Origin of the sequence: Amycolatopsis sp. FDAARGOS 1241, from assembly GCF_016889705.1 — a bacterium.
In the GTDB taxonomy this organism is placed as follows: Bacteria; Actinomycetota; Actinomycetes; order Mycobacteriales; family Pseudonocardiaceae; genus Amycolatopsis.
The window spans coordinates 9,104,683-9,123,939 of record NZ_CP069526.1; the positions used below are offsets into that span (position 1 = coordinate 9,104,683).

Below are 19,257 nucleotides of genomic sequence, written 5' to 3' on the forward strand. Positions count from 1 at the left end.
ATGCTGTCCTCGGGTCAGCTGCTGGCCGAGCGCTACAAGCTGACGAACCGGATCGCCGTCGGCGGGATGGGCGAGGTCTGGCAGGCCAGTGACACCCGGCTCGACCGGGTCGTCGCGGTGAAGGTGCTGAAGGCCGAACTCTCCGGCGACGCGGAGTTCCTCCACCGGTTCCGCACCGAGGCGCGGATGACGGCGTCGCTCAACCACGCCGGGATCGCGGCCGTTCACGACTACGGCGAGACGTTCGCCGGCGCCGAGGGCGGCAGCGAAGAAGACGCGCTGCCCATCGCGTACCTGGTGATGGAGTTCGTGGAGGGCGACCCGCTCGCGGGCATCCTCGCCAAGCACGGGCGCCTGTCGCCGGACTACACGCTCGACATCCTCGAGCAGGCCGGCAACGCGCTGCAGGCCGCGCACGAGCAGGGTCTGGTGCACCGCGACGTCAAGCCCGGCAACATCCTCGTCACCCCGGCCGGGCAGGTGAAGATCACCGATTTCGGCGTGGCCAAGGCCGCCCACGCGGCACCGGTCACGCGTTCGGGCATGGTCATGGGCACGGCCCACTACATCGCGCCCGAGCAAGCACTGGGTCACGACGCCGAGCCGGCCAGCGACGTGTACTCGCTGGCCGTGTGCGGTTACGAATGCCTCGCCGGCCACCGCCCGTTCCTGTCGGAGAACTCGGTGAGCGTCGCCATGATGCACATCCGCGACCTCCCGCCGCCGCTGCCTCCGGACGTGCCGCCGGGTGCGCGCGCGGTGATCGAGGCGACCCTGGTCAAGGACCCACGGCAGCGCTACGCGAGCGGCGGCGAGTTCGCGGGGGCCGTCGCCGCCGTCCGCGCCGGCCGCCCCCTGCCGACACCGCTCGGCCTGGTCAACGCCGCCTACGCGGCCGGCCAGGTCGCGCCGTCGCCACCCCCCGGGATGCCGCAGGCCGGCAGCCCCCACGTGCCCATCGGTCCTGGTTCGAACCCCGCCTTCCCGCCGCTGACGCCGGGCGCAGTGCACCCGCCCGCGTCGCGGCGGAGGAGTCAGTGGGGCTGGTGGGTGCTGCTCGCGGTGATCGTGGTCGCGGTCATCGTCGTGGCGGCGTTCGTCATCGCCAGAGCGGTGGGGTCCGGCAACGGACAGGTGCCGAGAAGCGTGGACACAGGCAGACCGGGTCCGGTCGAGCCGACCGGCCGGCCCACGGGACCGACCGCAGGCGGACCCGACGGGCCGGCAACGAGCGAGAAGCAGGGCCTGCAAGGCATCATGACCACACCTTGGACGGAATGGAACGGCACACAGAGATGAGCACACCCAGACTGCTCTCCAATCGGTACGAGCTGGGCGAAACGCTCGGCTACGGAGGTATGTCCGAGGTCCATCACGGGCACGACGTGCGTCTGGGCCGGGAAGTGGCGATCAAGGTCCTGCGCGCAGACCTGGCCCGCGACCCCCAGTTCCAGGAACGCTTCCGTCGTGAGGCGCAGAACGCGGCCGCGCTGAACCACCCGGCGATCGTCGCGGTCTACGACACCGGTGAGGCCAACACCGAATTCGGCAACCTGCCCTACATCGTCATGGAGTACGTCGAGGGCCGGACGCTGCGGGACATCGTGAAGACCGAGGGCCCGATGTCGCAGAAGCGGGCCATGGAAGTCATGGCCGACGTCTGCGCCGCGCTGGACTTCTCGCACCGCCACGGCATCGTGCACCGCGACGTGAAGCCCGCGAACGTGATGATCACGAAGAACGGCGCCGTCAAGGTCATGGACTTCGGCATCGCCCGCGCGATGCACGACGGCCAGTCGGCGATGACGCAGACGGCCGCCGTCATCGGCACCGCCCAGTACCTCTCCCCGGAGCAGGCGCGCGGCGAGTCGGTCGACGCGCGTTCTGATGTCTACGCCGCCGGTTGCGTGCTGTACGAGCTCATCACCGGGGAACCGCCGTTCACGGGCGACTCGCCGGTGGCGGTGGCGTACCAGCACGTGCGGGAGGACCCGAACCCGCCGTCGTCGGTCAACCCGGCGGTGACGCCGGAGCTCGACGCCGTGGTGCTCAAGGCTTTGGCGAAGGGTCCGGCCAACCGCTACCAGTCGGCCGCCGAAATGCGGTCCGACCTCGTGCGCACGCTCTCGGGGCAGCGCCCGTCCGCTCCGATGGTCATGTCGGAGGACGAGCGCACCCAGGTCATGAACGCCGACCGCCGGCAGCCGCAGCGCTACGAGGAGTACGCCGACGAGCCGGACGAGGACCCGCGCGCCAAGCGCCGGCGCCGCCTGATCCTGGCGCTCGTCGCCGCGCTGCTCGTCGCCGGCGTGATCCTGCTGATCATGTGGCTCAACGGCGCGTTCCGCGCAGGCCAGAAGACGGCGGCGGTCCCGAACGTGGTGAACCACCCGGTGATCACCGCGAAGTCGGAGCTGCAGGCGGCGGGCTTCTCGTCGTTCGCACCGAACTCCAACGTCGTGTGCGGCATCGCGGATCCCAGCAAGAACCCCGGTGGTCAGCAGTGCACCGAGGACCAGATCGACAAGGTCATCGCGATCAACCCGAACGCCGGCGCGAACGTCTCGACCGACACGCAGATCCAGCTGACCGTGGGCGTCAAGCCCAACACGGTCCCGGTGCCCGACCTGACCGGCAAGACCCCGGACCAAGCCAGCCAGATCCTGCAGCAGGCCAATCTGAGGCTGGGCAACACCAATTCCCAGCCGGCGGACAAGCAGGAAGACGTCGGCAAGATCCTCTCGCAGGACCCGACGCCGAACTCCTCGGCCACCGAGGGCACCTCCGTGAACATCACCGTCGGTGGTGATCTGGCGCTGAAGCAGGTGCCCGACACCACGGGGCAGAACTTCGACGATGCGAAGAAGACGCTGACGGGCCTCGGCTTCCAGGTCAAGCGCAGCAATGTCGCCTCACAGCAGCCGAAGGATCAGGTCGTCAACCAGCAACCGAACGGCGGGCAAGTCGCCCCGGGTTCGACGATCACGCTGCAGGTCTCGAACGGCCCGCAGGACATCACGATGCCGGACCTCACCGGGCAAACCGAAGACCAGGCCACCCAGACGCTGCAGAGCAAGGGCTGGTCGGGGAACATCACCGTCAAGTCCCAGAAATTCGGCGCCGGTCAGCCGGGCACCGTCGTCCGCACCGACCCGGCCGCCGGCGAGACGCTCTCGCCGACTGATCCGGTCACGCTGACGATCCTCGAGGACAACAGCGGCGGTGGTTCGTCGACCACACCGATCATCCCGCCGCCTGGTGGGGGCAGCAACAGCCCGCCGGGCTTCAGCGGCCTCCCACCCGCGAGGCAGTGAGCTGCTGAACCAGGGCCCGCACGGTTCGCCGTGCGGGCCCTGCGTCGTTTCCGGATGTCGTTTCCGGGGTTTCTCAGTCCTGGTCGAGGAAGCCGCGAACGCTTTCGAGGACTTCGTCGACGTCGCTTCCCGAACCGCAGTCGACGTCGAGCTCCTCGACCGCGCCGGACCGTTTGACCTTGAGTGACACCGCCTCGTCGCCGCGGCGCTTGCGCAGCCAGCCGAAGAGGGAGCGGCACAGCGTGCCGGCCGAGCGGCTGCTCACCATCACGACCACGGCGTCGCCCGCCACGGATCTCTCCGCCACCCGCACGCGGTCTCTGAGCTCGTCCTCGGTGCGCAGCCACGAGGCGAGCTGGTGCAGCTCGCCACCCGACCCGGCCACGGTGATCGCGGCGATCCCAGCCGTCACGACTCTCCCCTCACGGGTGAACAGACGGCGAGAGGGTAACCGACGCACCGCCGCCGAGGAAGAGCAGCACCGTGGATTGCTGTTCGCAATTTGCACATCACTCGGAGCCACGGCGCGGAGCAGTGTGCTCCGGGCACCGGCATCCGCCGTCGGCACGGGCGCGTCATGCCGCCGACGAATGCCGGTGGACCGGTGAACCACCCGCGGCGCCGGATTGTTTCCCGACGCCGCGGGCTCTCTCCGCAGCATTGATTGCTGCCGGCCGGCACGCCTGCGCAGGCGAAGGCCAAACGTTAGCGTGCCGGCTGTGTCGCCGGAAGATCCTGACTGTAAATTGCTGTGTGCAATTTGCAATTTTGCTCCTCGCGCACCCGAATCGCTCCGAGTTCAGGCCCGCCGGGCGGCCAGCCAGCCGGTGCCGGCGGCGCTGACGCCCAGCGCGAGCACCGACGTGATCACGGCGAGCACGAGCGGGCCGTCGTGCGGTTCGTCGCTGGTGAGCGCCCGCAGCAGCGGGTGCACCAGCGGCACCCACTGCGCCAGCAGCACCACACCGAGCACCAGCACGGCGGCGAGCACCGTCCAGCCGATGCGGCCGACGAGCAGCCGCGAGCACGGCAAGCCGATCGCGATGCCGAGCAACGCGCACGCCAGGTGCGCCGGCAGCCCGACACCGATCTTGCCCCAGTCCAGGTGGCCGGTCCGGATCGCCGACCAGGTCAGGGTGAGCACGGTGAGCACCACTGTGATGCCGAAGACCGCCACGATCGCACCACCGATGGTGCGGCCCCGGCTGCGCGCGTGGCTGAGCGTGACGAGCCGCTGCACCGGGTCTTCGATGTCGAGCAGCGCGATCGTGAGCCAGCAGCCGACGACCACGAGCGCGCCACCGCTCACGCCGTACAGCGGCAGCACCGGCGACGTCGGGTCGGAGTAGAGGATCACGCACAGCGCGAGGTAGGCGAGCAGCGCCGGCAGGTACCGCTGCGAATGCCCCAGCAGCGCGAGGTAGTAGCGGCTCACGGCGAGCACGGCGCCACCTCCCGCACGGACCAACCGCCGGAAAGCGCCCGCAGCAGCACCGCGTCGGCGCTCGTCGCGTCGACGGTGAGCACCACGTGCGAGCCGTCGGCGACCGCGCGGCGGACCCCGGGTTGACCTGCCCAGTCGGCGCCCGAACCGGCGAGCACGATGCGCGTGGCCGGCTCGGTTTCGGCGGGAGTCCCGGCCGGGGCGACGACGGCTGTGAGCCGGCCGCCTTCGATGCGGTGGACGGCGTCGGCGTGCTCGCGCACGACCGCGGGCCGGTGATCGGTGAACACCACGCTCGCGCCGCGCGCCCGGGTCTCGGCCACCAGTTCGCCGAGCACCGCGTGGGTGCCGGCGTCGAGGCCCGACCACGGTTCATCGAGGATCAGCAGGTCGGGCCGCGGTAGCACGGCCTGGGCGAGGCCGACCTTCTGCGCGTTGCCCTTGGACAGCGTGCGCAGTTGCGCGTCGGGCCCGCCGACGAGCGCGAGCCGCTCCAGCAGCGGATCGATGGCCGACAAGTCGACTCCGCCGCGGATGCGCGCCAGGTGCTGCAGGTACGCCCGCGCGCTCAGCCGCTGGCCGCCGGGAAACCGGTCGGGCAGGTAGCCGATCGGCGGCGTCCCAAGGACGGTGCCGAAGCTCGCGCGCGAAACACCCGCCATGATCCGCAGCAGCGTGGACTTCCCCGAGCCGTTCGCGCCGAGGATCCCGAGCACGCGCCCGGCGGGCACGGTCAGGTCGACGCCGTCGAGCACGAGCTCGCCGCCGCCGTACCGCTTACCGACCCCCTCGAGCCGGATCGGCGGGGTCACGCAGCGGCGGCCTTCTGCAGCGCCTTCGTGGCGCTCTCCAGCTGGTCGACCAGCGCCGGGTCGACCGGGTACCCGGCCGAGGCCAGCCAGGTCGCGAGCATCCGGTGCCCGCCCTCGGTGAGCACCGACTCGGGGTGGAACTGCACGCCCTCCAGCGGCAGCTCGCGGTGGCGCATGCCCATCACGACGCCGGTGTCGGTCCGGCCGGTGACCTCGAAGACGTCGTCGGCGATCGTCTCCGGCAGCACGGTCAGCGAGTGGTAACGCGTGGCCGTGAACCCGTCGGGCAGGTCCGCGAGCACGCCTTTACCGTCGTGGCGGACCTGGCTGGTCTTGCCGTGCAGCAGCTCCGGCGCGCGGTCGACGGTGGCACCGAAGTGCACGCCCAGTGCCTGGTGACCGAGGCAGACGCCCAACATCGGGGTGCGCGTCTCGGCGCACTTCGCGATGACCTCGATGCTCTGGCCCGCGCGCTCGGGCGTGCCCGGGCCGGGCGACACGAGCACGGCGTCGAACTCGGGGACGCGGTCGAGGTCGACGACGTCGTTGCGCCACACCGTGCAGTCGGCGCCGAGCTGCGCAAGGTACTGCACGAGGTTGTAGACGAAGCTGTCGTAGTTGTCGACGACGAGTACGCGCATGCGGCCAGCTTAGCGGCTCCCACCTGCTGGACCGTACGCCAGATCACAGTGAAAGTTAGGTAGCCCTAACTTACCGTGGAGTCCTGTGAGCCGAGTTCTTCGCGTAGCGGTTGTGGGCGCCGGTCCCGCCGGCATCTACGCCGCCGACATCCTGGACAAGTCCGACGCCGATGTGCAGATTGACCTGTTCGAGCGCATGCCCGCGCCGTTCGGCCTCATCCGCTACGGAGTGGCCCCCGACCACCCGCGCATCAAGGGCATCGTCACCGCCCTGCACAAGGTGCTGGACCGCCCGAACATCCGCCTGCTCGGCAACGTCGACTACGGCACCGACATCAAGCTCGACGAGCTGCGCGAGTTCTACGACGCCGTGATCTTCTCGACCGGCGCGAGGGCCGACCGCCCGCTCGACATCCCCGGCATCGACCTCGACGGCAGCCACGGCGCCGCCGACTTCGTCTCCTGGTACGACGGCCACCCCGACGTGCCGCGCACCTGGCCGCTCACCGCCACTTCGGTTGCCGTGCTGGGTGTCGGCAACGTGGCGCTCGACGTCGCGCGCGTGCTCGCCAAAACGGCCGATGAGCTGCTGACCACCGACATCCCGGCGAACGTTCACGAAGGCCTCGAGGCCAGCCCGGTCACCGACGTGCACGTGTTCGGGCGCCGCGGCCCGGCGCAGGCGAAGTTCACGCCGCTGGAGCTGCGCGAACTGGACCACTCGCCGAACGTCGAGGTCGTCGTCTACCCCGAGGACATGGAGTTCGACGAGGCCAGCGTCGCGGCGCTGCGCTCGTCGAAGCAGGTCGACATGGTCGTGAAGACCCTGCAGGAGTGGGCGATCCGCGACGAGGGGTCCCGGCCGAAACGGCTGCACCTGCACTTCTTCCATTCGCCGGCCGAAGTGCTCGGCGAAGACGGCCGCGTGATCGGGCTGCGCACCGAGCGCACCGAGTACGACGGGGAAGGTGGCGTGCGCGGCACCGGCGAGTTCCACGACTGGGACGTGCAGGCGGTGTACCGCGCGGTGGGCTACCTGTCGTCGCACCTGCCGGAGGTGCCGTTCGACCACGTCGCGGGCGTCGTGCCGAACCACGCCGGCCGCGTGCTGGACCTCGACGAGAACCACATGCCCGGCGTCTACGTCACCGGCTGGATCAAGCGCGGACCGATCGGCCTGATCGGCCACACGAAGGGTGACGCGGCGGAGACCGTCGCGAGTCTGCTTGCCGACGCCGACAGGCTGACGCGGCCCCAGCACGACTCGCCCGAAGCGATCCTCGACTTCCTCACCGGCCGCGGCATCCCGTTCACCACGTGGGAGGGCTGGGGCAAGCTCGACGCGCACGAGAAGGCGCTGGGCGAACCCCACGGCCGCGAGCGCATCAAGGTCGTGGAGCGCGACGAGATGGTGCGCGTTTCGCGCAGCTGAGCCGATCTGGACTGCCGATTCAGGAGTGCCGATTCGGGAGTTCAGCCGGCCCCGAGGTAGGCGAGCACGGCCAGCACGCGGCGGTTGGTGTCGTCGGACGCGGCGATGCCGAGCTTCGCGAAGATGCCGGCTGTGTGCTTGCCGACGGCGCCCTCGCTGAAGTGCAGGCGCGCGGCGATGGCGGCGTTGGAACAGCCTTCGGCCATGAGTTCGAGCACCTCGCGTTCGCGCGGGGTGAGGGCTGCGAGAGGGTCGGCGGCGTTGCCCGCCACCAGTTTCGCGATCACCTCCGGGTCCATGGCCGTGCCGCCGGTGGCGACGCGGCGCACGGCGTCGACGAACTGCTCGGCGTTGAACACGCGGTCCTTGAGCAGGTAGCCGACGGCGCCGGTGCCATCGGCGAGGAGCTCGCGCGCGTAGAGCTGTTCGACGTGCTGCGACAGCACGAGGATCGGCAGGCCGGGCACTTCCCGCCGCGCGGCCAACGCCACCTGCAGGCCTTCGTCGGTGTTGGTCGGTGGCATGCGAACGTCCACAACGGACACATCGGGCCGGTGCTCGCGCAGCGCCGCGGCGAGCTCGGGACCGGAGCCGACGGCCGCGACGACGTCGAAGCCGTGGGCGGTGAGCAGGTGCGTCAGGCCGTCCCGGAGGAGGTACTGGTCCTCGGCGACGACGGTGGTGAGGCGGCTGCGGGGCTGAGCTGGCACGGCACCTCCACGATCGCCTCGGTCGGTCCGCCGGGTGGGCTGGTGAGCGTCAACCTACCGTCGAAACCGCCCAGTCTCCGCTCGATTCCGCGAAGTCCCGAGCCGCGTGCGGCTTCGGCGCCGCCGGTGCCGTCGTCGGTCACGACCACGCGCAGCTCGCCGTCGGCGTGCGCGAGGGAGAGCGAAACCCGGCGCGCCCCACCGTGTTTCGCCGCGTTGCCCAGCAGTTCGCACACGGCGAAGTACACGCACGCCTCCACCGGCTGTTCGACGCGCCCGGGCACGTCGGCCGTCACGTCGACCTTGAGCGGGCTGTCGAGCGCGACCGCGCGCACGGCGTCGACGAGCCCGCGTTCGGACAGCACCGGCGGGTGGATGCCGCGCACGAGCAGCCGCAGCTCCGTCAGCGCGTCCGACGACGCGTTCCGCAGCTCGGCCGCGAGGCATTTCGCCGCTTCGGGGTCGCTGCCGATGAGCGCCTCGATCGCACCGAGCTTCAGGCCCATGGCCACGAGCCGGGACTGGATGCCGTCGTGCAGGTCGCGTTCGATGCGGCGCAGCTCGGCGGCTTGGGCGACCGTGACGTCGGTGCGCGACTGGTCCAGTCGCGCCGCCCGTTGTGCGAGCCGCATCGCTTCCGTCGGTCCGAGCCACAGCCGCGCGAAGCGCGCCTGTTGGCGGGCCAGCCACGTTGTCGGCGCGAGGCCGCCGACGATGAGCGCGAGCGCGACCGGCGTTTGAGCGAGTGCGCCGAGGTGCGTCGCCACCTCGGGCAGCGGGAACCACTGGACCGGTGAGGACGCGAACGGCCGCCAGGCCCAGAGCATGACCAGCCCGGTCAGGCCCCAACCGAGCAGGGCGACCGTGGGCGCGGTCAGCAGCAGCGAGAACACCGGGATCAGCGCGCCGCCGGCGAGGTCGCGCCAGGTCGCGCGGTCGTGCAGGATCCACCGCGTGCGGGCGCGCTGCACCGGCCACCACGGTTCGTCGTACAGCTGCTTGCCGACCTGGTAGAGCCCGTCCGGCCGCGGCACCGGCAGCCCGGGCGGCGGCAGGTACGGCCGCGCGATGCGCACGCCCGTCCAGTTGCCGGCCTCGCGGCGCAGCGTGTCGGGGATCGTCCGGCACGACACCACGAGCGGCGCCGCGACCGGGGCGGCGCCGGTGATCACCACGAACTGCCACACCGAGAACCCCAGGTGCACCAGCGACAGGGCGAGGAGCCCGATCTGGTGCCCGAACGATTCGGCGTGCCGGTGCAACCACCGCTTGCGCGCGGCCCCGGCGGGTGGGCGCGGGCCGAGCCAGAAGCTCGTCCAGCGGCCGTACCAGCGCAGCGCGCGAGTTCCCGTGGCGAGCGAAAGCACGGCCGTGACCAGCGCGAACGGTGGATTGACGAGCTGCCAGCCGAGCTCACGGCCGGTAGCCGGATCCTCCATCATCCACGTGAAACGTCGGTTCCAGCGGATCCACCACGCGCGTTTGTAGAGCTGGTTGCCGTCGCGGTACCAGCCGTCGCGCTCGCGTTCCGGATCCGGTGGCTCCGGCCGGTACGGGCTGGTCACCTCGACGCCACACCACCGGCCGGCCAGCTCGCGGGTGCGGGCCGCGCGCCCGCGGGCCCGGTCGAGGACGGGACCGAGGAAGAAGACGAGCCCGACGCAGAGCAGCAGGAAGGCGAGCAGCTCGACGAGCGCGTCGAGCCAGCTCAGCAGCGCGAGGCCAGCGAGGGCGAACGCACGCCGTCGGGGCACGTGGCCACCCCCTTTCCCCTCCCGGCGAGTGTGACCGATCCGGCCGCCTCGACGCACGGGCCGCAGCACCCGGGCCGGGGTGGGCCCAGCCCCACCCCCTCGTCAGCGAAACCCCACCTGGACTGGGATTTCAGCATCATTCTGCCGGAACCCGGGCCTGCCTAGCGTTTTTCGCATGCCACTCATCGAAGTCACCGAGCTCCGCAAGACCTACGGCAAGCGGGTCGCGGTCGACGGCGTTTCGTTCGCCGTCGAGCGCGGCGAGATCTTCGGCGTCCTCGGCACCAACGGCGCCGGGAAGACCACCACCGTCGAGTGCCTGCAGGGCCTGCGCCGGCCCGATTCCGGCTCGATCTCCGTGCTGGGGCTTGATCCGGCGAAGGACGCCGTGCGGCTGCGCCGGCTCGTCGGTGTGCAGCTGCAGGACGCACGGCTGCCCGAGAAGCTGCGCGTGCAGGAGGCGCTGGAGCTGTTCGCCGCCTGCTACCCGCAACCCGCGGACCTCGCGGGGCTCCTGCGCCGGCTCGGTCTCGAAGACCATCGGACGGCGGCGTTCGGCAAGCTCTCCGGCGGCCTGCGGCAACGGCTGTCGATCGCGCTCGCGCTGGTGGGCGACCCGCAGGTCGCGATCCTCGACGAGCTCACCACCGGCCTCGACCCGCATTCGCGCCGCGAGACGTGGCAGGTGGTCAGGGACGTGCGCGACGCGGGCGTGACGGTCGTGCTCGTCACCCACTTCATGGACGAGGCCGAACGCCTCTGCGACCGCGTGGCCGTGTTCGACACCGGCCGGATTGTCGCCACCGGCACCCCGGCCGAACTCCGCGCCATCACGGGGAAATCCACTTTGGACGACGCGTTCGTCACCCTCACCGGACGGGAGTGAGCACCGTGCACACCTTCACCAAGCTCGTCGCCACCGAGGCGAAGCTCTTCCTGCGCACGCCGCTGTGGGCGCTGTTCGGCGTCGCGCTGCCGACCGCGCTGCTGCTCGGCATCGGTTCGATCCCCAGTATGTCTCGACCGAGCGCGGTGACCGGCGGTTACCGCTTCATCGACCTGTGGGTCCCTTCGCTCGTGGTGGTTTCGCTCGCGATGCTCGGGCTGCAGGCGATCCCGGCGGCCGTGGCCACCTACCGCGAGCAAGGCGTGCTGCGCCGCCTCGCGACGACCCCGGTGCCACCGGCGCACCTGTTGCTCGCGCAGCTCGTGATCCACGCGGGGGTGGCACTCGCCGGGGTGGTCCTGATGCTCGTGACCGCCCGGATCGCGTTCGACGTGCCGCTGCCGCGCCACCCGCTCACGTATGCGGTGACACTGCTGCTCGGCCTGGTGTCGGTGTTCGCGCCGGGTCTGGTCGCGGCGTCGGTCGCGCGCACGGCGAAAGGCGCTTCGGCGCTGGCGATGATCGCGTTCTTCCCGATCATGTTCCTCGGCGGCGTGTACCTGCCGCGGCCGCTGCTGCCGCAGGCGATCCAGCGGATCGGCGCGTACGTGCCACCGGGCACTCAGCCGCTGCAGGACGCGTGGGTGGGCGCCGGCGTTCAGCCGTTGCAGTTCGTCGCCTTGGCCGCGTTCGCGCTGGGCGGGACGGCGCTGGCCGTGCGGCTGTTCCGGTGGGAGTGATCCACCGAAGTGGTGATGAATACCGTTTTCTCTTGTGGCGCGTGCGGCGGGGCGAGTAGCCAGGAAGAGACCCACTCAATCCTGGAGGTTGTCTTGTCCCTGGACGTATCGCCCGCGCTGCTGGAGAAGGCCGAGCGCGGGGAGGTCTCCGACGCCGAGTTCGTCGCCTGCGTGCGGGAATCGCTGCCCTACGCGTGGGAAGTGATCACGGGTGTGATCGCCGAGGCCGACGGCGCGCCGGACGGCTTCGCCGACAACGAGACGCCGCCGCCGAGCGAGGCCGCGCGCGGGCAGTTGCTGCGCGCGCTGGCCTCCGACGCCATCCGCGGCGGTCTCGAACGCCACTTCGGTGTGAAGCTCGCGTTCCAGAACTGCCACCGGGTCTCGGTGTTCCGGGAGTCCGAAGTGGACGGTGATCGCTACCGCGCGTTCGTCTCGCCGCGCGGGCAGCTGCTGAACCAGAGCCCGGAGCTGCGCGACTGCTAATCCCGCCGGTTCCTGAGCGCGGGCAGCACTTCGGTGCCGATCCGCGTGATGTTCTCGACCGTGCCCTCCGGCGTACCGGAAGCTTCCACGAACATGATCACGTGGGCGACCCCGGTGCGCCGGAGGCTCGTTTCCAGGGTCGCCACGCAGTACGCCGGATCGCCGACGGGATGGATCGCGCACAGGTGCTCGGTGTACTCGTGCGGATCGCGTGCCGGGCCGGGCCGGTCGTCCACCGGCACGTGCGCCGCGAGCCCGGTGGAAAGCCAGCCGGGCAAGGACTTCCGCACGGTGGCGACAGCGTCGTCGCGGCTGGCGCCGACCTGGCAGACCACCGTGGAGACGTGGTCCGCACGCTGGCCGTACGCCTTGACCGTCGCGGCTTTCTCCTCGTCCCCGGCGTGCAGGCCGAGCAACAGCGGCAGGTCGCGTTTGGCCGCCACCCGGATGGCGCCGGACTTCGGGCCGCCGCAGGCGACCACCACGTCCGGCTTCCGGCGCGGGGCCGGCACCAGCGGCACCTCCCGGAACGCGAAATGATCGCCGTTCGCGCCGGCTTTCCCGGTGGCCGCTGCGAGCAACAGGTCGAGCGATTCTTCGAACCCGGTTTCGTAGCGGTCGAGCCCGGTCCCGAACACCTCGAGGTCCTGCCACGGCCCGCCGCGGCCGACGCCGAGCCGCAGCCGCCCACCGGACACGGCGTCGAGCAGCGACCACTGCTCAGCCAGCGCCACCGGGTGCGACGTGGACAGCACGCTCACGGCCGTCCCCAGCTTGATCCGCCGCGTGCGACCGAGAACGTGGCCGGCGAGCGTGATCGCCGACGGGCACACGCCGTAGGGCATGAAGTGGTGCTCGGCGAGCCAGACGTCGTCGAACCCCGCCGACTCGGCGGCCTCGGCCGCGCGGACGGTCCGCTGGAGCACTTCGGCGTCCTCCTGGCCCGGGAACCGCCCGGAAACGAGGAAGACGCCGAAGCGGGTGTGCCTCAGTTGTCCACCGACACTTCGTTGAACGGCAGCAGCGGGTCGAGCCACGGGAACACCACGAACATCAGCAGCGCGATGATGCCGAGCACCAGCGCGACCGCGATGGCCAGCTTCGCCGCGAACGGCCCGGGCAGGTGCCGCCAGATCCAGCCGTACATCAGGACGCGCCCCCGATCTCGGTCAGCAGCTTGCCGTAGTCCGCGGCCTGCGACTTCGGCACCTGCTGCGTGAGCACCGACGTGATGATCAGCCGCTGCTTCGCGGAGAACTGGGGGTGGCACGTGGTGAGCGTGAGCAGCGCTGCCATCTGCGCCTTCGGCAGGACGTCCGCCGGCTTGTACGGCACCGGGTTCACGGCGTCGCCCTGGCTCGGGAGCACGACCTTCCGGCCGAACGTCTGGTCGTACGGGCCGCCGCCCGGGATGCTCGGGTTGCGCAGCGTCGACACACCCTTGCACTCCGGCTGCGCGCCCTTGCCGCTGCTCCAGCCGGAGATCTCGTCGTCGTAGGGCAGGACCTTGTAGATGTAGAAGTCGGTCTGGGTCTCGATCACGATCTGGTCGCACGAGCTCAGGTTGTCCAGGTCGTTGAACGGCGCGCCCTTGCCCACGCGGTGGCCGGCGACGCCGAAATTACCGGGCTCGCCCGGCAGCGCCGTGCCCTTGTAGTGACCGGGGCCGATGGCCAGCGAGTCCTCGCCGGTGCCCTCCTGGATCGTGAAGTCGAAGTCCGCCCCGAACGACGGGATGTGGATGCGCGCGAACGCCTTGCCGTCCACCAGACCGGGGTGCAGCGTGCGGTCCTTCGCCCAGTCGCCCTCGAGCTGGTCGCTCGCCACCGACTGCTTCTCGGCCGAGAACAGGTCTGTCACCCAGACCTCGTAGACCATGAACAGCAGCACGATCAGGCCGAGCGTGATCAGCACCTCGCCGGCCGTCCGGATCGCCACCCCGCCCTTCCCCAGCGGCGGCGCGGGCTTGTCCGCCACGGCCGTGGCCGTGCCCCCGACCGCCGCGAACACCTCCGTCGGCTGGTCCGCCACGCCGGGCACCGGCGGCCGCCCGGGCCGGTTCGGGCCCACCGGACCGCGCCGACCGGCACCACGGCGATCGCCAAGCCGCTGCTCGTCGTCGAGGCCGTCGGTGCCGAACTCGGCGTCCCGCCGCGCGGCCGCGCTCTGCCGGCCGTCTCGCGGACCCGCACCACGGCGATCGCTGCCGGCACCTGACTCGAAGCCGCGCCGCGGGGCCCGGTACTCCTCTGTGCGGCCTCGCTCGGCCCGCGCCTGCTCCGTGCCGTACTGCTGAGTGGGACGGGGCTGCCGCTGTTCGGGTGGTCTGCGCTGATCAGCCTGCCGGCGCGGGGGTTCGCCCGCGGAGCCGCGAGGCGGCTCGGGTGCTCTGCGGGCGGGGTCCCCCGGGGGCTGTCTGCGTGGTCTGCCGGCGCCGGGCGGCGGCTGCCGTCGCCGCTGGCCGTCGGGGCCGGGGGCGGGTCGGCGGCGGTCGTCTTCGCCCGGCCAATCCTGCGTGGTCACGCGAGCTCCTCTCGCGCCCCAGCGGAACTGCCGGTGGCGCCATCATCACAGTCCGGAAATCCGACCGCTCCCGCCCGATGCTCTGGAGCCGTCGATTACGTTAACGTGTTCACGTGGCGCTGGTTGCGCAACCCGAGCTGCGGGACGCCCGCGTACAGGCACCGCCACCAGGTACAGCACGCACAGCACGCGAGGAACACGATGCCGAAGTCCAAGGTCCGCAAGAAGACCGCGTACACCCCACCCGTCGACCGCCGGACGCCGGTGAAGGTCGCCGGTCCGTCGAACCTGTTCTACAAGATCGTCATGTTCGGCCTCATGCTCCTCGGGCTGCTGTGGCTCATCGTGAACTACATCGCCGGGGACAAGATTTCGTTCCTGTCCGATCTCGGGAACTGGAACTTCGGCATCGGGTTCGCGGCGATGATCGTCGGTCTTCTGATGACGATGCGCTGGCGTTGATCATTACGCCGAATGGCCGCTTGACGCCGAATTACACCGGTGTGACTCATCCCCAGTGTGGATAACGTCTGTGGATAACTACCCCACCTCGTGGGCGCCCCGTCAGGGGCTTGTGGTAGCGGCCTGGCTCGTCACGGTGCTCCTGCTGGCGGGCGCGGTGCTCGACGGCTTCTTCGGCGACGGCAAGGGCGCGGTCCTCATGGGCCTCGCCACCGTCGCGATCGGCGCGTTCGCGGTGCATTGGACTTTCGTGCGGCCGCGGCTGGCCGTCGACGAGCACGGCCTCGTGGCCCGCACCCTCGGCGGTACGCACCACCTGCCCTGGGCGCACACGCGCACGCAGCTGCGCACCACCCGCCGCCTCGGCCGCGACGGCGTGACCCTCGAACTCGAACACGACGACCAGCTGTACATCTTCGGTCGCACCGACCTCGGCGAAGACCCGCGCGACGTCCTGGACGTGCTGACCGTCCTGCGCAGCCGGCTCTAGCCCGCCAGCGACGAAAGCACCGCGCCGCGGTAGACGACCAGGCCCAGCAGCGCCACCACGATGATCGCCACGCCGATCGCCTGCCAACGCGCCTTGTCGCGCTCCGGCGCGTACAGGATCGCCACGGCCACGAGCGCGCCGGTGATGAGCCCGCCGACGTGCGCGAGGATCGAGATGCCGGGGATCGAAAACGTGATGTAGGCGTTGATCGCCAGGGTGACCAGCAAACCAGTCGGGTTGAGCTTGAGCTTCACGACGATGACCGCGTAGCAGCCCAGCAGCCCGAATATCGCACCCGAGGCACCGCCAGAGATCTGCCCTGGGTTGTCGAAAAGCAGCACGGCCGTGGACGCGCCGAACACGGACACGAAGTACAGCGCGAGGAACCGGGTCTTGCCGAAGACCTGCTCCAGCGCGCGGCCGATCATCCACAGCGAGAACATGTTGGCCGCGATGTGGATGATCCCGAAGTGCACGAACCCCGAAGTGAAGATGCGCCACCACTCGCCACCGCCCAGAGTGGCGTAGGGCTGCAGCCAGCCGAGCTGTTCGAGGGGTGCGTTGCCGTTGTCCCAGATGCTCTTCGTCTGGAGCACGGTGATCAGGAAGAAGACAACGTTGATCGTGAGCAGAGTGCTCGTGACCACGAAGGATTTGGACAGCCGCGCCCCGGCGATCGTGCGCTGGCCGAGTCCCGAGTTCTGGTACTGCCGGTGCTGCTGACGCTGCTGCTGCGTCCCGGAGTGCACGCAGTCAGTGCACTGGAAGCCGACGGGCGCTTCACGCAGGCATTCGGGGCACGCCGGACGCCCGCAGCGCGCACAGCTGAGGCCGGTCGGGCGGTTGGGGTGCCACCAGCAACCGGGGAGCGCGGCCTGCGGCTGAACAGGGGGATTCGGCGGTTGGTTCACGATGCCACCAACCTACCGAAATCCCCCCGGTGCGGCCTCAGGCCTCGATGGTGACCTTCTCGATGACGACGTCGGCCAGCGGACGGTCCGCCGGGCCGGTCGCCGCGTGCGCGATGGCATCGACGACGTTGCGGGAGTCCTGGTCCGCGACCTCGCCGAAGATCGTGTGGCGGAAGTTCAGGTGCGTCGTGGGCGCGACGGTGATGAAGAACTGCGAGCCGTTGGTGCCCGGCCCGGCGTTGGCCATGGCCAGCAGGTACGGCTTGTTGAACTGCAGCTCGGGGTGGAACTCGTCGCCGAACTTGTACCCGGGCCCACCGCGGCCGGTGCCGGTTGGGTCGCCGCCCTGGATCATGAAGCCGTCGATGACGCGGTGGAAGATCGAACCGTCGTAGAACGGGCCGGAGTTCGTCCCCTGCGCGTTCGGCTGCGTGTACTCCTTCGAGCCGGTGGCGAGCCCGACGAAGTTCGCGACCGTCTTCGGCGCGTGGTCGGGGAGCAGGTTCACGTGGATGTCACCCTGATTGGTGTGCAGGGTGGCCTTGCGGGCGCTTTCAGTCACGCCGCCATCGTGCCATCCCTTCGCACATTTGGGGGGTTCAGGGGCGGCGCCGCGGGCGAAGCGACTGGTCTGACCGCAGGAAGAAGCCCCTTTCCTGAAGTTTCACCGGTTCCCGTTGGGGGAAGACACAGCGTTACGCCGGGAAAAAGGGCACGATAGGTTACAGGCAACGGAGCGATATCAAAACGATTGATGAGGTGAAGGCCATGACCCGGGCCGCAGATTCGGTGAGCGAGTCGGTGAAGTCCGGCGCGCTCGGCCTGCGCAAGCGAGCTACCGACGCGGGCAAGGCGGGTGCCGAAGCCGCCGCCAAGGCCGCCGAAGCCAGTGCCGAAGAGTTCGCGAAGCAGAGCCGCCGGGCCCGCAAGAAGCTCGCGAAGAAGACCGAGCTGACCCGCAAGGAGCTCAAGAAGAGCTCGGCCGCGGCCCGCAAGGAGGCCCTGGCCCGCATCGCGGAGCTGAAGAAGCCAGGCCGCAAGGCGAAGAAGGCCGCCATCAAGGCCGCGAAGTCGGCCGGCGAGTCGAAGCGCCGCGGCAAGAAGGACTTCAAGGCAGCGAAGAAGGACTTCCGGGCCGCTCTCGTCGAGGCGAAGGCGGCGGCCAAGGGCACGCGCAAGCGTCGCCGCTGGCCGTGGCTGCTCGGCCTGGGTGCCGTGGCCGTCGGCACCGCCGTGGCGCTGAAGTCGCGCCAGCAGGAGCCGCCGGTCGCCCCGGCGCCGCCGAAGGCCACCCCGCCGGCTCCCCCGGCCCAGCCCGCGTCGGAGACCACGCCGTCGCCCGCGAGCAACGGCAAGGCGCCGAGCACGCCGGCCGCCGAGAAGAAGAACTGAGGACGAGAAGAGGGCCCCGGGACTGCACCCCGGGGCCCTCTTCCGTTGTCGCCTAGGCGGTTCAGGCCATCGCGGCGTGCTTGTCGATCAGCTGGCCGAGGCGGGGCAGCGCCTCCTCGACGTTCTTCTTGCCGTTCGGGCGCAGCTTGGAGTAGACCTTCTTGATGCTGTCGCGGCTGCTGCGCTCAGCGCGCGAGTCGGTGACGCTCAGCAGCGCGTCGGCGGCCGCGTCGGAGCGGCTGGTCAGGTAGGCGCCGAAGTCGTTGCCGCCCTGGGCCCGGTAGTCGCCGTAGAACGGCTCGAGCGCACCGGCGAAGTCGTCCAGCAGGCTGTCGACCGCCGAGGGGATGATGCCCGGCTTGATCTTCTTGACGGCAGCGAAGCCCGTCTTCACGACGGCGCCGGAAACCCCGCCCTTGTCGGAGACCTCGGCGTCGACCAGACCCTCGAGGTCGGTCACGACCGACGGGCGCCGGCTGGAGTCGAGCAGGATTTCCTTGAGGGTGTCAGCCACGAATCTTGTCCTTGTCGTCGAGATGGCGAAGTGCTGGTGGTGCCGGACGGGCACCCGCCCGCGCGAGTGCTCCTGGCCTGCGCGTGCCGCATAGGGTAATACAAGATCAACTTCACTCACCCATGCGGAGGTCACTACTCAGAGTTCGAGGGCCGCGATAGCCTTCTTCGCCACTGTGCGTGCCTTGATGCTCTGCTTCTGGTTACTGGTCACGATGACCGCGTCGCCCCCCTTCGCGACGGCGTACACCACTCCGTCACCGGTCGGCTGGTAGCCGCCCTTCCAGCCCGCGGGGTCCGACGCGGGGTTCGACGTGTCGACGGGAGCGGCCCGGTTGACCAGCTTCGTCGCGACGTCCTGGCTGCCCACGTAGACCTGGACGGTCACCTGCAGGCCACCGTCGGGCCGGTAGAAGAAGCACGCGGGGTGCGGCTCGTCGGCGGACACGCGCACGGTCGTCACGTGCTGGCCGTTCGCGTCCTGCACCGTCTCGGCCGAGAGGTATGGGCACTTCGCTTCGCGCGCGGGCTGGGGGTCAGGCGGGAGACCGGGGGCCGGGGCCTTGGACGTCGCCGCGGACGGGGGTTCGGGCTGGGGCGTCCCGGTGATCGGGGTCGGCGCGCCGCAGCCGGCGAGCAGCACCACGGCGGGCGCGAGAGCGAGGATTCGTCGCATAGCGCGCACAGTCAATCATGTCCAGTCACACGAGAGTGAAGTGTGAAAGGGTCGAGTTTCAGTGAGTAAGG

The 19,257-nt window shown here is 70.3% G+C and carries 22 protein-coding genes; 9 read left to right on the top strand and 13 right to left on the bottom strand.

Annotated elements, in window-relative coordinates:
* Together I6J71_RS44215 and pknB are read left to right on the top strand one after the other, a co-directional pair.
* The gene (locus I6J71_RS44215; protein ID WP_204092297.1) at positions 1-1,299 is read left to right on the top strand and encodes a serine/threonine-protein kinase; all 1,299 of its coding nucleotides are present in this window, start codon (positions 1-3) and stop codon (positions 1,297-1,299) included.
* Positions 1,296-3,314, top strand: coding sequence for a Stk1 family PASTA domain-containing Ser/Thr kinase (gene pknB / locus I6J71_RS44220; protein ID WP_204092298.1), 2,019 nt, complete (start codon positions 1,296-1,298; stop codon positions 3,312-3,314). Before I6J71_RS44215 ends, pknB begins: the two co-directional genes overlap by 4 nt.
* Before the next feature lie 73 nt (positions 3,315-3,387).
* Here the strand turns inward: pknB and I6J71_RS44225 are convergent, their stop codons facing one another.
* The 4 genes from I6J71_RS44225 to I6J71_RS44240 all read right to left on the bottom strand — a co-directional run bounded on the left by I6J71_RS44225 (position 3,388) and on the right by I6J71_RS44240 (position 6,211).
* A complete protein-coding gene (locus tag I6J71_RS44225) occupies positions 3,388-3,726 on the bottom strand; it encodes a hypothetical protein (protein ID WP_204092299.1) in 339 nt (112 codons plus the stop codon).
* Positions 3,727-4,113: 387 nt separating this feature from the next.
* Complete coding sequence (locus I6J71_RS44230) at positions 4,114-4,758, bottom strand: hypothetical protein (protein ID WP_204092300.1); 645 nt, start codon at positions 4,756-4,758, stop codon at positions 4,114-4,116.
* The gene (locus I6J71_RS44235; protein WP_204092301.1) at positions 4,746-5,570 is read right to left on the bottom strand and encodes an ABC transporter ATP-binding protein; all 825 of its coding nucleotides are present in this window, start codon (positions 5,568-5,570) and stop codon (positions 4,746-4,748) included. Before I6J71_RS44235 ends, I6J71_RS44230 begins: the two co-directional genes overlap by 13 nt.
* Entirely contained in the window at positions 5,567-6,211 is a 645-nt protein-coding gene (locus I6J71_RS44240; protein WP_204092302.1) for an aminodeoxychorismate/anthranilate synthase component II, read from the bottom strand. Before I6J71_RS44240 ends, I6J71_RS44235 begins: the two co-directional genes overlap by 4 nt.
* A 112-nt stretch (positions 6,212-6,323) precedes the next feature.
* Between I6J71_RS44240 and I6J71_RS44245 the strand changes: the two genes are divergently transcribed.
* Positions 6,324-7,643 (top strand): FAD-dependent oxidoreductase, encoded by a 1,320-nt coding sequence (locus tag I6J71_RS44245; protein WP_204092303.1) that lies wholly within the window; start codon positions 6,324-6,326, stop codon positions 7,641-7,643.
* Positions 7,644-7,684: 41 nt separating this feature from the next.
* On the opposite strand, the gene I6J71_RS44250 is transcribed toward I6J71_RS44245, so the two are convergent.
* Together I6J71_RS44250 and I6J71_RS44255 are read right to left on the bottom strand one after the other, a co-directional pair.
* Positions 7,685-8,284: a response regulator gene (locus I6J71_RS44250; protein WP_370542259.1), complete on the bottom strand. Its 600-nt coding sequence runs from the start codon at positions 8,282-8,284 to the stop codon at positions 7,685-7,687.
* Complete coding sequence (locus tag I6J71_RS44255) at positions 8,281-10,107, bottom strand: histidine kinase (RefSeq protein WP_204092305.1); 1,827 nt, start codon at positions 10,105-10,107, stop codon at positions 8,281-8,283. Before I6J71_RS44255 ends, I6J71_RS44250 begins: the two co-directional genes overlap by 4 nt.
* 175 nt (positions 10,108-10,282) lie before the next feature.
* Between I6J71_RS44255 and I6J71_RS44260 the strand changes: the two genes are divergently transcribed.
* From I6J71_RS44260 to I6J71_RS44270, 3 genes are all read left to right on the top strand, one after another.
* A complete protein-coding gene (locus I6J71_RS44260; protein ID WP_204092306.1) occupies positions 10,283-10,993 on the top strand; it encodes an ABC transporter ATP-binding protein in 711 nt (236 codons plus the stop codon).
* A gap of 5 nt (positions 10,994-10,998) precedes the next feature.
* Entirely contained in the window at positions 10,999-11,733 is a 735-nt protein-coding gene (locus tag I6J71_RS44265) for an ABC transporter permease (RefSeq protein WP_204097561.1), read from the top strand.
* 93 nt (positions 11,734-11,826) lie between these two features.
* Positions 11,827-12,219, top strand: a complete 393-nt coding sequence (locus I6J71_RS44270; protein WP_204092307.1) for an SCO5389 family protein — start codon at positions 11,827-11,829, stop codon at positions 12,217-12,219.
* Here the strand turns inward: I6J71_RS44270 and I6J71_RS44275 are convergent.
* From I6J71_RS44275 to I6J71_RS44285, 3 genes are all read right to left on the bottom strand, one after another.
* The gene (locus tag I6J71_RS44275; RefSeq protein ID WP_239154255.1) at positions 12,216-13,145 is read right to left on the bottom strand and encodes an LLM class flavin-dependent oxidoreductase; all 930 of its coding nucleotides are present in this window, start codon (positions 13,143-13,145) and stop codon (positions 12,216-12,218) included. The genes I6J71_RS44270 and I6J71_RS44275 overlap by 4 nt on opposite strands.
* A gap of 62 nt (positions 13,146-13,207) precedes the next feature.
* Positions 13,208-13,366 carry a hypothetical protein gene (locus I6J71_RS44280; protein WP_204092308.1) on the bottom strand — a complete coding sequence of 53 codons (159 nt, stop codon included), beginning with the start codon at positions 13,364-13,366 and terminating at the stop codon, positions 13,208-13,210.
* Positions 13,366-14,259: a class E sortase gene (locus I6J71_RS44285; RefSeq protein ID WP_370542260.1), complete on the bottom strand. Its 894-nt coding sequence runs from the start codon at positions 14,257-14,259 to the stop codon at positions 13,366-13,368. The genes I6J71_RS44280 and I6J71_RS44285 overlap by 1 nt, the downstream gene beginning before the upstream one ends.
* A gap of 684 nt (positions 14,260-14,943) precedes the next feature.
* Between I6J71_RS44285 and crgA the strand changes: the two genes are divergently transcribed.
* Positions 14,944-15,204, top strand: a complete 261-nt coding sequence (crgA, locus tag I6J71_RS44290) for a cell division protein CrgA (protein ID WP_204092310.1) — start codon at positions 14,944-14,946, stop codon at positions 15,202-15,204.
* Between the two features lie 70 nt (positions 15,205-15,274).
* Positions 15,275-15,694: a PH domain-containing protein gene (locus I6J71_RS44295; protein ID WP_239154256.1), complete on the top strand. Its 420-nt coding sequence runs from the start codon at positions 15,275-15,277 to the stop codon at positions 15,692-15,694.
* Here the strand turns inward: I6J71_RS44295 and I6J71_RS44300 are convergent.
* Both I6J71_RS44300 and I6J71_RS44305 read right to left on the bottom strand, forming a co-directional pair.
* Positions 15,691-16,443, bottom strand: a complete 753-nt coding sequence (locus I6J71_RS44300; RefSeq protein ID WP_370542056.1) for a rhomboid family intramembrane serine protease — start codon at positions 16,441-16,443, stop codon at positions 15,691-15,693. The two genes, I6J71_RS44295 and I6J71_RS44300, sit on opposite strands and share 4 nt — an antisense overlap.
* Positions 16,444-16,642: 199 nt before the next feature.
* The gene (locus tag I6J71_RS44305) at positions 16,643-17,167 is read right to left on the bottom strand and encodes a peptidylprolyl isomerase (RefSeq protein WP_204092312.1); all 525 of its coding nucleotides are present in this window, start codon (positions 17,165-17,167) and stop codon (positions 16,643-16,645) included.
* A 206-nt stretch (positions 17,168-17,373) separates the two neighbouring features.
* Here I6J71_RS44305 and I6J71_RS44310 point away from each other — a divergent pair, with 206 nt between their 5' ends.
* Entirely contained in the window at positions 17,374-17,997 is a 624-nt protein-coding gene (locus I6J71_RS44310; RefSeq protein WP_204092313.1) for a hypothetical protein, read from the top strand.
* A 61-nt stretch (positions 17,998-18,058) separates the two neighbouring features.
* Here the strand turns inward: I6J71_RS44310 and I6J71_RS44315 are convergent, their stop codons facing one another.
* Positions 18,059-18,511: a hypothetical protein gene (locus I6J71_RS44315; protein WP_204092314.1), complete on the bottom strand. Its 453-nt coding sequence runs from the start codon at positions 18,509-18,511 to the stop codon at positions 18,059-18,061.
* Between the two features lie 138 nt (positions 18,512-18,649).
* A complete protein-coding gene (locus I6J71_RS44320) occupies positions 18,650-19,186 on the bottom strand; it encodes a DUF2020 domain-containing protein (RefSeq protein WP_204092315.1) in 537 nt (178 codons plus the stop codon).
* Between the last annotated feature and the right edge of the window lie 71 nt (positions 19,187-19,257).

Coding starts and splice junctions, on each gene's coding strand:
- I6J71_RS44215 (WP_204092297.1), top strand. CDS start 1: ATGCTGTCCTCGGGTCAGCTGCTGGCCGAGCGCTACAAGCTGACGAAC.
- pknB (WP_204092298.1), top strand. CDS start 1,296: ATGAGCACACCCAGACTGCTCTCCAATCGGTACGAGCTGGGCGAAACG.
- I6J71_RS44240 (WP_204092302.1), bottom strand. CDS start 6,211: ATGCGCGTACTCGTCGTCGACAACTACGACAGCTTCGTCTACAACCTC.
- I6J71_RS44260 (WP_204092306.1), top strand. CDS start 10,283: ATGCCACTCATCGAAGTCACCGAGCTCCGCAAGACCTACGGCAAGCGG.
- I6J71_RS44280 (WP_204092308.1), bottom strand. CDS start 13,366: ATGTACGGCTGGATCTGGCGGCACCTGCCCGGGCCGTTCGCGGCGAAG.
- crgA (WP_204092310.1), top strand. CDS start 14,944: ATGCCGAAGTCCAAGGTCCGCAAGAAGACCGCGTACACCCCACCCGTC.
- I6J71_RS44310 (WP_204092313.1), top strand. CDS start 17,374: ATGACCCGGGCCGCAGATTCGGTGAGCGAGTCGGTGAAGTCCGGCGCG.
- I6J71_RS44320 (WP_204092315.1), bottom strand. CDS start 19,186: ATGCGACGAATCCTCGCTCTCGCGCCCGCCGTGGTGCTGCTCGCCGGC.